We start from the raw sequence: 15935 nt of genomic DNA on the forward strand, positions 1-15935 counted from the left end.
GGGCGCATGCCCGGGAACCTCTCGACACCCGGCGCCAGCGTCACGTCGCGGGCGTTCGCGCTGCTCGGCGCCTTCGACGTCGATCATCGTGAGCTGTCGCTGACCGAACTCGCGCACCGAGCCGGGCTGCCGCTGCCCACCGCGCACCGGCTCGCCCGCGAACTCGTGGGCCTGGGCGCACTGGAGCGGCGCGAGGACCGGTACGCCGTCGGCAGGCGCCTGTGGGATCTCGGACTACTCGCGCCCGTCCAGTTCGAACTGCGGCAGGTCGCCGCCCCCTTCCTCCAGGATCTCTACGGCGCGACCGGCGCCACCGTGCACCTCGGCGAACGTGACGGTGACCAGGTGCTCTACCTCGACCGGCTCTCCGGGAACGCGTCCGTGCCGGTGGTCAGCCGGATCGGCGGACGGCTGCCACTGCACGCCACCGGGATCGGGAAGGTCCTGCTGGCCTGGGCGCCGGAGGACGTCCAGCGGCAAGTGCTCGCTTCGCTGACCCGCGTCACGCCGTACACCATCACGCAGCCCGGCCGCCTGCGCGAACAGTTGCGCCGGGTCCGGCGAGAGGGCTATGCGCAGACCGTCGAGGAGATGAGCCGGGGCGCCTGCTCGGTCGCCGTCCCGATCCGGCCGTCGGGCGGCGACGTCGTCGCGGCGCTCGGCCTGGTCGTCCCCGATCTGAGCCGCGGCCGGGCCCGGCTGATCTCCGCGCTCCAGGTCGCGGCCGCCGGGATCGGCCGGAGCCTGCGGTTTTCACTGAGTGGAAGCGACCGCTAGCGGTTCCACGGCCGCGCGATCAGACTCCGGTCATGCATACCCCAGTCGCCATCGTCGGCGCCGGCCCGGCCGGACTGCTCCTGTCGCATCTGCTCGATCGGGCAGGGGTCGAATCCGTGATCGTGGAGACCCGCTCGCGCGAGTACGTCGAGGCGCGGATCCGGGCGGGCATCCTCGAACAGTCCACAGTGGACCTCCTTCGCGAGACGGGACTCGGCGACCGGCTCGACCGCGAAGGCGACGAGCACCGCGGGATCTACCTGCAATGGCCCGAGGAACGGCACCACCTCGACTTCGTGGACCTGGTGGGCCGAAGCGTCACCGTGTACGGCCAGACCGAGGTGACGAAGGACCTCGGCAAGGCGCGTGCGGCGGCCGGGCAGCAAATCCACTACGAAGTCACCGACACCGCCGTACACGACATCGAGACCGAGCGGCCCTACGTCACTTTCACCGACGCGGACGGTGCACAACAGCGGCTGGACGCGGACGTCGTCGTCGGCTGCGACGGCTCCTTCGGCCCCTGCCGCACCGCGATCCCCGACGCCGCGAAGCAGACCTGGGAACGCACCTACCCGTACTCGTGGCTCGGCGTGCTCGCCGACGTCGCCCCTTCGACCGACGAGCTCATCTACGCGTGGCATCCCGACGGTTTCGCCATGCACTCGATGCGTTCGGCCACCGTCAGCAGGCTCTACCTGCAAGTGCCCAACGGCACCGACATCGGCGCCTGGTCCGACGACCGGATCTGGGATGCGCTCGCGACCCGGCTCGGCCACGGCCAGCACGGCTGGACACTCACGCCGGGGCCGATCACCGACAAGAGCGTGCTGCCCATGCGCAGTTTCGTGCAGCAGCCCATGCGGCACGGCCGCCTGTTCCTCGCCGGTGACGCCGCCCATATCGTGCCGCCCACCGGCGCGAAGGGCCTCAACCTCGCCGTCGCCGACGTCGCCCTCCTCGCCCCCGCCCTGGCCGCTTTGGTGCGGGACAAGGACTTCGCGCTCGCCGACGCCTACTCCGACACCGCGCTGCGCCGGGTCTGGCGGTGTACGCACTTCTCGTGGTGGATGACGACGATGCTGCACCAATCCGGTGACCCGTTCGACCGGCAGTTGCAGCTATCGCAGTTGCAGTGGCTGGCGCGGAGCGAGGCAGGACGAGCGGGACTGGCGGAGAACTACGCGGGACTGCCCATCGGGTTCTGATTCGCCGTTTCGCGGCAACAGGCACGGCCTGCCGTCGATCGTCACACAAGCGGACTGCGGCCGCTTTCCGGACCACCGCGGACGTCCCAGGGATCCCCGACCAGGGCATTTACCCGGGACGGCCGCGGTCGCCGTTTTTTGGCAACGATGAAAGTCTCGCGGCGTTTCGGGCGCCTTTTCGGCAGACGTCGACATCTTGATCGTCCTGTAGCATGGAGCCGACACCGCGACGAGGGGTTGATCGCATGGTCTATTCCAGGCAGCCCGGGCACCGGATATTGCTACTCCTCGACGTGGAAGGATTCGGCAGCGCCGAACGTCGGCGAAACCCCGTCCAGGAAGCCGTTCGCGACGGATTGTATCAGGTTTTGCGCTGGGCTCTCAATGCGGCGAATATTTCCTGGGAAGACTGTTACCATGAAGATCGCGGCGACGGTGTCCTCGTCTTGATAGCACCCCAGGTACCCAAGGCGCCGTTCGTCGAATCGCTGCCGCAGATGCTCATCAAGGCCCTACTGCAATACAACGAAAGCGCCGCACGGCCAGAGGAACGCATCAGGCTGCGCATGGCTCTGCACGCAGGCGAGATCAAACACGACACCCAGGGCGTCACCGGACCGTCGATCATTCGCGCATTCAGACTGATCGAAGCACCCGCGTTGAAAACGTCGCTCGCCCAGTCGCCAGGCGTGCTGGCCTTCATCGTATCCGACTGGTTTTTCGAGGAAGTCGTTCAGAACAGTTCGATTGACGATCCCAGCCGCTATCAGCCGGTGACGGTGAAGGTAAAGGAAACGAACACCCGCGCCTGGATCTGCCTTCCCGACCACCCGTACCAACGCGAAACCGAACAATTAACGGAGATTTCCGCACCGAGGCAGTTGCCCGCCAGGTCGGGACTGTTCACCGGTCGCATCCGTGAGCTTGCCGAACTGACCGCTTCGTCGATTGTCGACGCCGAGTTCAAGGGCACCACGCCCATCATGGTGGTCAGCGGCATGGGTGGAATCGGCAAGACCTGGCTGGCGTTGGAATGGGCACACGAGAACATCGACCGGTTCCCGGACGGACAGCTCTACGTGAACCTGCGCGGTTACGACCCGTCCGGTGCACCGGTGGCTGGCGAAGTCGCCATCCGCGGTTTCCTGGATGCCCTGTGCTCCTCACAACGGGAGATCCCGGTCGGTACCGCCGCACAGGCCGCGCTGTATCGACGCAAGGTCGCTGACCGGCGCATGCTGATCCTGTTGGACAACGCCCGCGGCGGCGCTCAGGTGGTACCCCTGCTTCCCCAGAGTTCCAGCTGCACCGTGCTGATCACGACGCGGCACCAACCCACCGAACTGATCGTCGCCCACGGCGCACGACCGCTGAGCCTGGGCACCCTGAATGACACCGAAGCCCGTGAACTGCTGACCAAACGCCTCGGCCCGCACCGCGTCGAGGCCGAGCCCGCCGCGGTGAAGGACCTGGTGGGCTACTGCGCCGGGCTGCCGCTAGCGCTGAGTATCGTCGCCGCCCACGCGGCCGCTCACCACGACTTCCCGCTCGCGGCGCTCGCCACCGACCTGGGTGACGCCTCTGCTCGGCTGGACGCTCTGGACGGCGGTGGGCTCTCCGCGAACCTACGCACCGTCTTGTCCTGGTCCTATCAAACGCTCGACGCGCAGACGGCCGAGGTATTCCGAATGCTCGGCCTGGCCCCTGGCCCGGATATCGGCGAGGTCGCCGCAGGGGTGCTCACGAATTTGAAGACCGACCAGGCACGCAACCTGCTGCGTCGGCTGGAGGAAGCACACCTGTTGCAGCGGTACTTGCCGACCAGGTATCGCATGCACGACCTGGTCCGCCTTTACGCCGCCGAATGGGCGAGGCAGGACGATCAGGCACTGGGCAAGCTGAACAGGCTGATCTCGTACTACATCCATGCCGGTTACGCGGGTGAACGGATGCTCTATCCGGACCGGAAGAAGGTCGAGATCGGCGACGCTCCGGTCGAGTTCGAGCTACCTTCCTTCACCGACGACAGCTCCATTCTGGCTTGGTTCGACCAGGAACATCCGTGTCTCATCGCCGCGCAGACGACCGCCGAAAGACTTGGCTGGCAGACTCAGGTGTGGCAGCTGGCGTGGATCCTGCACGGATATCTGTGGCGACGCGGCCACCTCCACGAACAGCGGACCACCTGGGAAGCCGGCCTCGCTGCCGCGCGCGAACTGGACGACGCCACGATCGAAGGACTGGCCCACCGACTACTGGGTCAGGCATATGCACGGTCGCAACGGCTCACCGAAGCGTTGGAACACCTGTACCGGGGGCGCGAACTGGCCAAGGAGACCGGTGACACGCACGGCGAGGCTCGTTCGTACTACGACCTGATCATGGTGTGGCGGCAACAGAACAACGACCAGCTCGCGCTCAACCACGCGAAGGAGGCCTTCCGGTTGTTCGAGCCCCTGGACAACCTCGTGTGGAAGGCGGAAGCACTCGATCGAATGGGGTGGCACCAAGCGCGGCTGGGTCTGTACGACGAGGCCCGCTCTTCATGCGAACAGGCACTGGCCTTGTTCCGAGATGCCCGCAATCGGCAGGGCCAAGCAGTCACCCTGGACACACTCGGCTACATCGCCCATCATTGCGGCGAATACGATCTGGCGCTGGATCACTTCCACGAATCACTGGAACTGTGCCGCGACCTGGGAGCGACGTACTACGAAGCCGATACCCTCGAACATCTCGGCCAATCCTTGGCAGCGCTTCGGCGCCGAGCCGAGGCTCGCCTGGTGTGGCAACAGGCTCTGCGACTCAACCGGACCCAGGAACGCACAGCTGATGCCGACCGCGTCGCACAGCAGCTCGCCGCACTCGACGACGAGTCCGTCAGCTGACGCAGCTTGATCGCCAGAGTCGACCTTGGCCCCCACCGCAGACCCGGCCGACCGAGCTTCAGCGGGCCATGCTGAGCCGCCGTTCCCGATGCGCGGTCATGGACACCGGCGTGTTCACCACCCCGTACCCGCGATACCCGCCGATCCGTTGCACGAACTCGAAGAACACCTGCGATCCGACCAGTTCCGTACAGAAATGCAGGAACTCGCCGGACGAGTCCCGGTCGTACAGCACCGAATTCTCCCGCAACGAGCCCGAAAACGGCAGATCGAATCGCGCGTCGAGGTCGTCGTAGTAGTTGCCGGGGATCGAAAGCAGTGGCGCGCCCGCTTCCCGCATGGCCCGCGCGACGGCGATCGCGTCGTCGCAAGTGAGAGCGATGTGTTGGGGCGACGGCACTCCCGGCGCCCACTCCCCTCGCCGCACCAGCGCACTGTCCAAGGTCAGGCGGACGTCCCGGTTCCCGACCGCCCGGCTGCGCACGAGCCCGAACGGCGCCGCGAATTCGGACACCGGCTCGGGCTCCAGGCCGAGCACCGAACGGTAGAACAGGGTCGCCTCGTCGAAGTGGTCGAAAGGCTGGGTCAGGGCGACGTGGTCGATGCCGGTGATCCCCATGCCCGCCTGGGCCGCTCCGGTGGGAACGAAGTCGCGAAGCCACTCGTCGTTGCCACAGAAGAAGATCTCGGTCCCGTCCGGTGCCGCGACGGCGGAAAGGTCCGCCTCGTCCGGGCCGTGCTCGCGGGGCAGTACGGGTGCGAGCAGGGTCTCCGCGCGCCGCGCCGACCCGCCCGGGTTCGCGCTGGTCAGACCGAGCGCGCTGATCGTGCCCTCCGCGGCGGCTTCGTTCACCAACAGCCGCGCCGATCCCTGTTGCCACAACTGAACCGGCTTCGAACGATGGGTTCCGACGTGCGTGAAGCCGAGATCCGCAAGCACAGTGCCTGGAACGGCCAGCTCCGCGAAGGCGTGCCCATCCAGTCGAGGAGCCTCGGGAACCTCAAGGGCGCCCACGGATTCGCGCAGGGCCACCAGCGATCGCATCGCGTCGACGGCGGCCGGCCGCGGGTCCGTCTGCCGGAAGACGTCGTTGAACACCTCCAGCGAAAGCGGCCCTCGGTAACCCGCCGCCAGGACATGCCCGGTGAACGTGGCCAGGTCGAACGCGCCCTGGCCGGGGAAGAGCCGGTGATGCCTGCTCCAGTGCAGCACGTCCATGTCCAGCAACGGCGCGTCGGCCAGTTGCAGGAAGAAGATCTTCTCCCCCGGAATCGTCCGGATCGCCCGGGGATCGCTGCGACGCGACAGGATGTGAAAACTGTCGAGGCAGACACCCAGCGCCGGATGGTCGGCTCGCCGCACGATGCGCCATGCGTGCTCGTAGGTGTTCACGAACCGGCCCCACGCGAGCGCTTCATAGGCGACGCGGATTCCGCGCGATGCGGCCAGCGAAGCGAGCTCGTGCAGCTGGTCGGCGGCGAGATCGTCGTCGTCGACGGCGTCGGGCGAGACCGACGAACAGACCAGGACGGTGTCCGCCCCGAGTTCGGCCATGAGGTCGAACTTCCGCCGCGCCCGGCGGAGGTTCGCGCGGAGCACGTCCGGCGGCACCGCCTCGAAATCGCGGAACGGCTGGTAGAGATCGATCGTGAGGCCGAGATCTGCGCAGAGCCGCCGGATCTCCGACGGCGACCGCCGCGACGCGATCAGGTCGTTCTCGAAGATCTCGACGCCGTGGAAGCCGGCCGCGGCGGCCGCCGCGAGTTTGTCCTCGAGCGTGCCGGACAGGCAGACGGTCGCGATGGCGGTGTCACCGGACATGGGCGGGTTTCCCTTCCAGCGCTTCGAAATGCCGGAGCATCCGGTCGGCGTCCGGCTCCGCGCCGGTGAACAGGCGGAAGGAGTCCGCGGCCTGGAAGACCACCATCCCGCCGCCGTGCAGCGTCCGGCATCCGCGCTCCCGCGCCTGTTTGAGCAGTGTGGTCTCCAACGGCCGGTAGACGATGTCGGCCACCCACATCCCCGGGCGCAGCGACTCGGCGGGAACGGGCGACCCCGGATACGCGGCCATCCCGGTCGGCGTGGCGTGGACGAGGCCGTCGGCGACGTGGACGTCGTCGAGGGAACCGGTCAGGGCCCGGCCTTCACCGAAACGCCGTCGCAGCGCGGTGACCAGGGTGCCGGCGCGCGCGGCGTCGACGTCGTGGACGATCAGCCGCCCGGCTCCCAGGGAGAGCAGGGCATGGGCCACGGCCGCGCCGGCCCCGCCAGCGCCGAGGAGGACGACCGTGTCCATGTCGGCGTCCGGAAGGCCCTGGATGAGGTTGCGGGCGAAACCGGTCGCGTCCGTGTTGTGCCCCGTGGCGAGTCCTTCGCGGAACACCACCGTGTTCACTGCGCCGAGCGCCGCGGCGTCCGGCGCGACCTCGTCGAGGTACGGCAGCACCTGTTGTTTCACCGGATGGGTGATGTTGAGACCGTCGAAGCCCGCGGTCCGCGCGGCGGCCAGCACCTCGCCGATCGGCAGCCTCAGCACGTCGAGGTCGAGCCGCCGGTAGAGATAGCGCAGCCCGAGCTCGTCGGCCTCCCGTTCGTGCAGCGCCGGGCTCAGAGACGGCCCGATACCGGTACCGACCAGGCCGATGAGGTAACTGGTCACCAAGATCCTCCGTTAATGTACGAACTAGTGAGTTCACTGTAGCGCGGACCGGTCGGCACGAGAAGGGCTGCGCTAGAGTGGGGCCTCCACCAGCGGTTCGGAGGGAGTCAGGTGGCCGCACCGTCGTCCGAGGTCGAGCGCCAGCGCGACAAGGAACGCACCCGCGCCGAAATCCTCGCGGTGGCCACCAGGGAGTTCGCCGACAAGGGGTACGCCGGCGCCAGGGTGGACGAGATCGCCGCTCGCACGAGCACCACGAAGCGGATGATCTATTACTACTTCGGCGGCAAGGAGCAGCTCTACGTCGCCGCGCTCGAACGGGCGTACGCGACCATCCGCGCCCTCGAACAGGATCTCGACGTCGACCACCTCGAACCCGAGGACGCGATCCGCCAGCTCGCCGAGCTCACCTTCGACCATCACGAGGCGAACCCGGACTTCATCCGGCTCGTGAGCATCGAGAACATCCACCACGGCGAGCACATCGCCCGCTCCGAAGCCTTGTCCGGCATGGCGAACCCGGCTCTCGACGTGCTCACCCGCATCCTCGGCCGCGGCCGCGAAACAGGCCGGTTCCGCGACGACGTCGACGCGCTCGACGTGCACATGGTGATCAGCTCGTTCTGCGTGTTCCGCGTCGCGAACCGGCACACCTTCTCGGCGATCTTCGGCCGCGACATGCTCGATCCCGCGCGCCGCGATCACTATCGCCTGATGCTGGGCGATCTGGTGATCGAGTACCTGACGGCCTGAAATCCCGGCTCTTGACAACCCGGGCATCGTCTCGCACGCTGTATTAACTAACTAGATCGTACATTGCTCGATCGTACCTTGGAGCGTCGACGTGGCCTCTCCCTCCCCTGTCACGCAAGGCATGCCCCGCAAGGCCGCATTGGCGGCCTGGATCGGCAGCGCCTTGGAGTACTACGACTTCTTCATCTACGGAACCGCCGCCGCACTGGTGTTCAACAAGGTCTTCTTCCCCGCCTCCTCCCCCGCCACCGGAACGCTGCTCGCGCTGGCCACCTTCGGCGTCGGCTACCTCGCCCGCCCGGTCGGCGCGTTCGTGCTCGGGCACGTCGGCGACCGGCTGGGCCGCAAGAAGGTCCTGGTGTTCACGCTGGTGCTGATGGGCGTCACGACTTTCCTCGTCGGCTGCCTGCCGACGTACGCCTCCGTCGGCGTGCTCGCGCCGGTCCTGCTGGTGATACTTCGCCTCCTGCAAGGGCTTTCGGCCGCCGGCGAGCAGGCGGGCGCCAATTCGATGTCGCTGGAGCACGCGCCGTCCCACCGGCGCGGTTACTACACGAGCTTCACCCTCAGCGGCACCCAAGCCGGCCAGATCCTGGCCACCGCGGTGTTCCTGCCGATCGCCGCGCTCCCCCAGGAGCAGTTGCTCACCTGGGGCTGGCGGATCCCGTTCTGGTGCAGCGCCATCGTGGTGGTGGTCGGCTTCGTGATCCGCCGCAAGATCGACGAGACCCCGGTGTTCCGACAGAACCGGGCCGACGTCGCCAAACTGCCGGTCGCCGTGCTGTTCCGGACGCACTGGAAGGATGTGCTCCGCGTCGTCGTCGCGGCCACCATCGCTTCGGTCAGCACGATCTTCACGGTCTACGCGCTGAGCTACGCGGTCAACACGGTCGGGCTGGAACGCGGGCCGATCCTGTGGGTCGGCGTACTGGCCAACGTCGCCGCGCTGCTCGCGATCCCTTTCCTGGCCGGGCTCTCCGACCGGATTGGCCGCAAACCAGTGTTCATCGCGGGCTGTCTCGCCTGCGCGGTACTGATCTTCCCGTACCTGTGGTCCATTTCGGACGGCTCGCACCCGCTGATCTTCGCGCTCGGCATCCTGCTGTTCGGTGTCGCCTACAGCGCCGTCAACGGGGTGTGGCCGTCGTTCTACGGTGAGATGTTCAGCGCGAAGGTCCGCCTTTCGGGGATGGCGATCGGCACGCAGATCGGGTTCGCCATCGCCGGATTCGCCCCGAGCGTGGTCTCGGCGATCGGTTCGGGGAAGGACGACTGGCTCGGCGTCGCCGTCTTCACCGCCGCCGTTTGCCTGCTCAGCGCCGCGGCCGCGCTCACCGCGCGCGAAACGCACGACGTGCCGACCGAGGATCTCGGGATGGACGGTCAGAACCCCGGCCAGCCGCGCCGCAGGAAGACGAAAGCGGCGTCCAGCGCCGCGGCCGGATCCGCCTCGACCCCGGCCAGGTCCGGAACCTCCAGGACATAACGCGCCAGCAACCGCACGGAGAAGTCGTCCTGGCCCGATTCCTCGGCGATGACCTTCGTCAGCGCGTCCTCGCAGCCCGTCCACAGTGTCCTGGCGTAGGCGCGCAGCGCCGGGGTGGCGACCACCAGATCCGCGACCCGGCGCGCCTGCGGGTCCCGATTCGGATCGAACGGGCCGCGGGTCGCGAGGAAGTCCCGCAACGCCTCGAGGATCGACGTGCCCTCGGCCCGGTCACGCACCGCGGCGGCCAAGGCCGCTTCGCGTTCGTCACCGTGGCCGAGGATCAGCGCCTCCTTGCCGCCAGGGAAGTGCGCGAACAGCGTCGACACCGCCGTGTCCGCGGCGTCCGCGATCTCGGCGACGGTGACGTTGTCGAAGCCCCGTTCCAGGAACAGCTCTCGCGCCGCGCTCGACAGGGCTTGGCGTGTCGCCGCCTTCTTGCGTTCACGTCTGCCGGGCTCGGTCCGTTCCATGCGCCCAGCCTACATCGAAGTCACTCCGAAATCATAATGAGTGTATCTTCGGAGTGACTTCGACTTTAAGGAGACCGTCATGGGCCAGTGGGACGTCCACCACCTGCCTCGCGCCGACGGCAAGACCTTCCTGGTCACCGGTGGCAACGCGGGGATCGGCTACTTCGTCGCCGAACAGCTCGCCGGCTCCGGGGCCACCGTGCTTCTGGGCAGCCGGAACGCCGCCAAAGCGGAAGCCGCGATGTCCTCGATCCGCTCCCGGGTACCGGACGCGGAACTCGGGCACCTGCGGCTCGACCTTTCCGATCTCTCGTCCATCGAGTCCTCAGTGGACACTCTGGGGATCGAACGGCTCGACGCCGTCGTCTGCAACGCGGGCGTGCTCCTGGAGGACCAGCCGAGACAGGAGACAGCCGATGGCCTCGAACTGACCTTCGCCACCAACCATCTCGGACATTTCGTGCTGACGCACCGGCTGATGCCCTTGCTCGAAGCGGCGGAGGCCGGTCGCGTCGTCACCACGGGCAGTTTCGTGGGCAAGTCCGCGGAACTCGACCTGGACGACCTCCAGAGCAAACGCGACTACCAGCCCAAACGCACTTATGCGCGCTCGAAGCTGGCGCAGATGCTGTTCGCCTTCGAGCTCGACAGGCGGCTGCGCGCGACCGGGAGCACGGTACTGAGCGTCGTCGACCATCCTGGTGGCGCGCTCGATTCCCTGACCCCGCCGCGGCCCGTGCACGCGGCACCGGCCGGACGGAAGTTCCCGGCCGGGCTTCTGTTGCAGGGCAAGGAAGCCGGGGCTTGGCCCGCGGTGCGCGCCGTCCTCGATCCCACCGTGCGCGGCGGCGAGATGTTCGGCCCCCGGGTGTTCGGCCTGCGCGGCGAACCCCGCCGGGAACCGGTCCGCGGGAAACTCGCCGACACCGCGCTCGCCGCCCGGTTGTGGGCGGCGAGCGCGGAACTCACCCGGTGACGTCGGCCGAGTCCGGTTCGGAGCGGCCACGGGACCGCAGGCCCAGCAGCAGATCGATGACCAGGAACGCCAGCAGGCTGATGCCGAGCAGCGGCACGAACCAGCCGATCGCGGCGGCGGCGGCGAGAAGCCCCACCAGCAGCGCGGGCGGTGCCTTGCGCCACTGACCACGCGGGATGGGCCGCCCGAAGGTCAGCCCGGTGGCGCGGGTCGGACGGCGCCGCCACCACATGCGGTAGCCGAGCACGACCAGCGTCACCAGACCCGCGCCCAGCAGGAGCAGCACGATCTGGTTGGGCCAGCCGAAGAGCACGCCCATATGCGCGTCGATCCCCCAGCGGGCGAGCTTCGCCATCAGCGGATAGTCGTCGAACCGCACTTCGCTGAGGATCTGCCCGGTGGTCCCGTCGACCGCGACGGCGTCGACCTGCGTCGGCCAGCCGCGCTCGATCTCCGCCACCTGCCAAGGAGCGCCGGGTTCGGCGGGCAGCCCGATCTCCACCGAGGGTGCGTCGATCCCGGCGGCGCGGGCCGACGCGAGCATCGCGTCCACGCTCTCGGGTTTCGCGGCGGGCGTTTCACCGTGACCCGCGTGTCCGTTGTGTCCGGCGTGCTCGTCGGCGCCGGTCACCTTCAACGCCGGAGTGGCCCAGCCGAGGGATTCACGCAGCGCCGAGACGTTCTCTCCCGCGTACGTCGACCACGTCAGCCCTGTCGCGGAAAGGAACAACGCGCCGAGCAGCACCCACAGACCGACGGATCCGTGACGGCGCACCGACTTCCCGCGCGCGGACTCGGCCTTCTCGGTCCGGCGGGCGCGGCGGCGGCTCACCCACAGCACGAGACCGCCCAGCGCGACCACCCACAACCAGGACGCGGCCAGTTCGCTGTAGAGCCGTCCGGGTTCACCGAGCAGCAGGTTGCGGTGCAACTGGTCGAGCGTGGTCCGGAACGGCAAGGCGCCGCTGGAGCCGTACGCGACGAGATCCCCGCGCACCTGCGCGGTGGCGGGGTCGACGAAGATCGCGCGTCGTTCGGACTCGCCGAGCCCGTCCTCGGCGAACAGCACGCGCGTGGTGTCGCCCGGTTCGGGGGCGGGACGGATGGCGACCAGCTGCCCGCCGGGGTTGGCGGTTTGAGCCGCTTCGACCTGGTCGGCCAGTGAGACCTGGTTCAGCCCGACGGGTGCCCGGAGCTGATCGGAGTAGATCCAGGACTCCATCTGCGGAGTCGCCGCGTACAGAACGCCGGTGAGCGCGGCGATGAGGACGAACGGTCCGACGAGAACGCCGGCGTAGAAGTGGAGACGGAGGAACAGTCCGCGCCAGCCGGAGGCACGCGGCGGGCTCGTGGTCGATTCGATTCGTGTTGCCATGGGGGAACTCCTGAGGCGTCGGTGGGGAGGCGTGCGCCTGCGCCGCGCGCCGGGGTGGTCACGGCACGCGTGCGGAGCCCTGCCGCGACAGGGGGTCTCGGCAGGGTTTCGGGAACCAGAGCGCGTTTCATATCGAGGCGTAAGCCGAAGGTGGCGTGTCGCGAAAGCCACTTTCGAGACGTCTGGTGTCCCCAAAGTGGCTTTCGCGACACGAGCACCGGAGCGCCGGCTTCGAGCGGAACGTGCCCGCGGAAGTGCCGACCACTCCACCTTTGCCTTGGCTTATGAAACGCGGCCTAGGCGAACGTCACCGGCGGGCCGCGCCGCGAGAGCACGTCTCGCAGGAGCGCCTCGGTCGAGGGGAACTTCACCACGAGCGGGACGCGGATCCGCAGCGGCGCCGTCGCCGGCCGCGGTGACAGGCGGCGAGGGAGGACCGAAGCGATCAACGCCGTGAGCGCGAACAGGACGCGCTCGGCGCCCGCGAGCACCATCGCCACCACGAGGGTCGCGGCGGCGTGCCCGGCCGCCATGGCCAGGCCGTTGCCGGGGGTCTCTTCATGGTGGGCGTGCGACTGCCAGGTCAGGAACGTCAAACAGGCGTGCATCGCCAGCTGCCCGCCCGCCACCAGGCAGAGGATGGCGAGCGGACCGCGACGGCGGCCCGCGAACGCGTACGCCACCCAGCTCAGCAAGACGACGAGCAGCACGACCACGCCCAAGTCGGGGACACGTCCGCTGGTCCCGGCGTGCGCACCGGTCGCCAAAGTGCCGGTCAGGACCCCCACGGCCCCGCCGCGGAGGCGCCTGGCCGGGCCTCGGGCCGAGGTCGGCGTGCGCACGGGAGGCAGAGTAGAGCGCGAGAGGGCCTGCTGTCTCTCCTTGCTATCGTCACCCCGGTGTTCCGCAGCCTGTCGTTCCTCCGGCTCTGGACCGGGAACACCGCCTCCGGGCTGGCGACCTGGGCCCTGCCGTTCATCCTCGGACTCGCGGTGCTCGAACGGTCGCTTTCGGCTGTGGACCTCGGCATCGTGCTCGCCGCACGGACCGCGGGATTCCTCGTGGCCGTACCGGTGGCGGGCGTACTGGCCGACCGGTACTCGCGGCGCGGGGTCGTGCTCTGGGCCGGTCTCGTCGCGGGTGTCGCCACTCCCCTGATCGCGGTCGGTATGGGCCGTTCGGTCCTGGTGATGGCCCTCGCGGCCGCCGTCGTCGGCATCGGGCAGGGCGCGTGCCGCCCGGCCTTCCAAGCGCTGACCGCCGAAGTGATCACCGAAGACCGTCGTCAGCAGGCCAACGCCGCGATGACGCTCGCCGTCCGGGTCACGACCCTGGTCGCGCCCGGGCTCACCGCCTTGCTCTCGCAGTTCGCCTCGACGTCGGCCCTGGTGATCGGGACCGGCGTGCTGTGGCTGGGCGCGGCACTGATCCCGCCGCGAGGCACTTACGCGCCCGCCCCGGCCACGACCAGGGTCCGCTTCTTCGGCGAATTCGCCGACGGCCTCCGCGAGGCCCGCCGTCACCCGTGGTTCCTGGCCGGGCTCGGCGCGCTGACCGCCGTGATCGCGACCGGCTATTCCGCCACCGGTGTCGTGCTGCCACTGGTCAGCCGCGACCGCTACGACACCGAAGCCGTCCTGGCCGCCGGGCTCACCGCGTACACCCTCGGCGCGCTCGCGGGTGCCGTCGTCATCGCGCGCCGGCGCCCGAAACGGCAGGGCTGGGCGGCGCTGATCGGGCTCGGCTGCTACGGCTTCGCGCCACTGAGCCTGCTGTTCCCGGTGCACCCCGTTTTCGTCGTCGCCGCCTACGCGGTCGCGGGGCTGGGCATCGAACTGTTCAACGTCCCGTGGTTCACCGCGACCCAGCGGGAGGTCGAGCCGGGGAAGCTCGCGCGAGTGTCCTCTTTGGACTTCCTGTTCTCCTACGGACTGGCGCCCGCCGGGCTCGCGCTCATCGCCCCCGCGATCGACCGGTTCGGGGCGGCACCGGTGCTGGCGGCGTGCGCGGTCGTCTGCTTCGCCGCGCCCGCGGCCGCCGCTCTCGTTCCCTCTTCGCGCGACTTCCGCGTCTTGCGGGAAACCGGCACCGCACCGATCAAGAGTGTCTAGGTTTTGCGCTCACTTGCGGTAAAGTTTCAGCCATGACGCGTCGTCTTGCCGAAGTCGCCCGCAAGGTCGGGGTCAGTGAAGCCACGGTCAGCCGGGTGCTCAACGGCCGGTCCGGGGTCTCCGCCGGCACCCGGGCCGCCGTCCTCACCGCGCTGGACGTGATGGGCTACGAACGGCCGACCCAGCTGCGCGGGGATCGCGCCCGCCTGGTCGGACTGGTCCTTCCCGAACTCCAGAACCCCATCTTCCCCGCACTGGCCGAGATCATGGGCAACGCACTCGCCCAGCAGGGCTTCACCCCCGTGTTGTGCACCCGCACCGCGGGCGGCGTCTCCGAAGCGGAGTACGTCGAACTGCTGCTGCAGCAGCAGGTCTCCGGGGTCGTGTTCGCCGGCGGGCTCTACGCCCAGGCCGACGCGGTGCACTCCCACTACCACCACCTCGCCGAGCGCCGCCTGCCGACGGTGCTGATCAACGCCGCCGTCGACCACCTCGGGCTGCCGCAGATCTCGTGCGACGACGCGGTCGCCGTCGAGCAGGTCGTCGGGCATCTGAGCTCGCTCGGCCACGAGAAGATCGGCCTCGTCCTCGGCCCGAACGACCACGTGCCGTCGCAGCGCAAACTCGAGGCGTTCCGCGCTTACGCGGCGAAACTCGGGCTCCCGGTGCTGGACGAACTCGTCGAGCACGGCATGTTCTCCATCGAAGGCGGCCACGCGGCCGCGGCCAGGCTGTACCCGCGCGGCGCGACGGCCGTCCTGTGCGCGAGCGACCTCCTGGCATTGGGCGCGATCCGCGCGGCCCGGCGGCAGGGTTTGTCGGTCCCCGAAGACATCTCCGTGGTCGGCTACGACGATTCGGCCCTGATGAACTGCACCGATCCGCCGCTGACCACGACCCGCCAGCCGATCGAGGCGATGGGCCGCGCCGTGGTGGAACTGCTGGTCAAGCGCATAAACGGCGGCGAGGTGGCGGCCGAGGAACTGCTGTTCGCCCCCGAACTCGTCGTCCGGGGCTCCACCGCCCGCCGCATTTAGCCGGCTGACTGCGGGATCCCCCAGCGCGTGAAGGCCCCCTTCCCTCGGCTGAGCCGAGGGAAGGGGGCCTTCACGCGCTTGAGGCACCTCCGGACAGTTCCTGTCGAAAAGTTGCAAGTTCTCATCCAGTTATTGCGTTGATCCGGGGCTTCACTTTAGAGTGACCGCAATCACGTGACAGCCGTCGCGAT

Annotated in this window: 13 protein-coding genes; 8 read left to right on the forward strand and 5 right to left on the reverse strand. The window is 68.7% G+C overall.

Going from position 1 to position 15935, the window contains the following annotated elements; all coding sequences use genetic code 11:
* Positions 1-6: 6 nt before the first annotated feature.
* The 3 genes from DMH01_RS19390 to DMH01_RS19400 all read left to right on the forward strand — a co-directional run bounded on the left by DMH01_RS19390 (position 7) and on the right by DMH01_RS19400 (position 4873).
* On the forward strand, positions 7-777 hold the full coding sequence (locus DMH01_RS19390) for an IclR family transcriptional regulator (protein WP_125678619.1): 771 nt from the start codon (positions 7-9) through the stop codon (positions 775-777).
* A gap of 32 nt (positions 778-809) precedes the next feature.
* Positions 810-1985 (forward strand): 4-hydroxybenzoate 3-monooxygenase, encoded by a 1176-nt coding sequence (locus DMH01_RS19395; RefSeq protein WP_125678620.1) that lies wholly within the window; start codon positions 810-812, stop codon positions 1983-1985.
* Between the two features lie 245 nt (positions 1986-2230).
* Positions 2231-4873: a tetratricopeptide repeat protein gene (locus DMH01_RS19400; RefSeq protein WP_158633244.1), complete on the forward strand. Its 2643-nt coding sequence runs from the start codon at positions 2231-2233 to the stop codon at positions 4871-4873.
* A gap of 58 nt (positions 4874-4931) precedes the next feature.
* Here DMH01_RS19400 and DMH01_RS19405 read toward each other — a convergent pair whose 3' ends face one another.
* Positions 4932-6695, reverse strand: coding sequence for a bifunctional sugar phosphate isomerase/epimerase/4-hydroxyphenylpyruvate dioxygenase family protein (locus tag DMH01_RS19405; protein WP_125678622.1), 1764 nt, complete (start codon positions 6693-6695; stop codon positions 4932-4934).
* Positions 6685-7533, reverse strand: coding sequence for a shikimate dehydrogenase (locus DMH01_RS19410; RefSeq protein WP_125678623.1), 849 nt, complete (start codon positions 7531-7533; stop codon positions 6685-6687). Before DMH01_RS19410 ends, DMH01_RS19405 begins: the two co-directional genes overlap by 11 nt.
* A gap of 111 nt (positions 7534-7644) precedes the next feature.
* Between DMH01_RS19410 and DMH01_RS19415 the strand changes: the two genes are divergently transcribed.
* Both DMH01_RS19415 and DMH01_RS19420 read left to right on the forward strand, forming a co-directional pair.
* Complete coding sequence (locus DMH01_RS19415) at positions 7645-8286, forward strand: TetR/AcrR family transcriptional regulator (RefSeq protein ID WP_125678624.1); 642 nt, start codon at positions 7645-7647, stop codon at positions 8284-8286.
* A 121-nt stretch (positions 8287-8407) separates the two neighbouring features.
* On the forward strand, positions 8408-9772 hold the full coding sequence (locus DMH01_RS19420) for an MFS transporter (RefSeq protein WP_125678832.1): 1365 nt from the start codon (positions 8408-8410) through the stop codon (positions 9770-9772).
* Here the strand turns inward: DMH01_RS19420 and DMH01_RS19425 are convergent.
* A complete protein-coding gene (locus DMH01_RS19425; protein ID WP_125678625.1) occupies positions 9670-10245 on the reverse strand; it encodes a TetR/AcrR family transcriptional regulator in 576 nt (191 codons plus the stop codon). The genes DMH01_RS19420 and DMH01_RS19425 overlap by 103 nt on opposite strands.
* Positions 10246-10324: 79 nt before the next feature.
* Here DMH01_RS19425 and DMH01_RS19430 point away from each other — a divergent pair, with 79 nt between their 5' ends.
* The gene (locus tag DMH01_RS19430; RefSeq protein WP_125678626.1) at positions 10325-11221 is read left to right on the forward strand and encodes an SDR family NAD(P)-dependent oxidoreductase; all 897 of its coding nucleotides are present in this window, start codon (positions 10325-10327) and stop codon (positions 11219-11221) included.
* Here DMH01_RS19430 and DMH01_RS19435 read toward each other — a convergent pair.
* The gene (locus DMH01_RS19435) at positions 11211-12596 is read right to left on the reverse strand and encodes a PepSY domain-containing protein (RefSeq protein WP_125678627.1); all 1386 of its coding nucleotides are present in this window, start codon (positions 12594-12596) and stop codon (positions 11211-11213) included. The genes DMH01_RS19430 and DMH01_RS19435 overlap by 11 nt on opposite strands.
* 296 nt (positions 12597-12892) lie before the next feature.
* Positions 12893-13438 (reverse strand): hypothetical protein, encoded by a 546-nt coding sequence (locus tag DMH01_RS19440; RefSeq protein ID WP_233621592.1) that lies wholly within the window; start codon positions 13436-13438, stop codon positions 12893-12895.
* Between the two features lie 57 nt (positions 13439-13495).
* Here DMH01_RS19440 and DMH01_RS19445 point away from each other — a divergent pair, with 57 nt between their 5' ends.
* Both DMH01_RS19445 and DMH01_RS19450 read left to right on the forward strand, forming a co-directional pair.
* Positions 13496-14707, forward strand: coding sequence for an MFS transporter (locus DMH01_RS19445; RefSeq protein WP_125678628.1), 1212 nt, complete (start codon positions 13496-13498; stop codon positions 14705-14707).
* 32 nt (positions 14708-14739) lie between these two features.
* Positions 14740-15744, forward strand: coding sequence for a LacI family DNA-binding transcriptional regulator (locus tag DMH01_RS19450; RefSeq protein WP_125678629.1), 1005 nt, complete (start codon positions 14740-14742; stop codon positions 15742-15744).
* Positions 15745-15935 lie beyond the last annotated feature (191 nt).

The organism is Amycolatopsis sp. WAC 04182, from assembly GCF_003947465.1.
In the GTDB taxonomy this organism is placed as follows: domain Bacteria; phylum Actinomycetota; class Actinomycetes; order Mycobacteriales; family Pseudonocardiaceae; genus Amycolatopsis.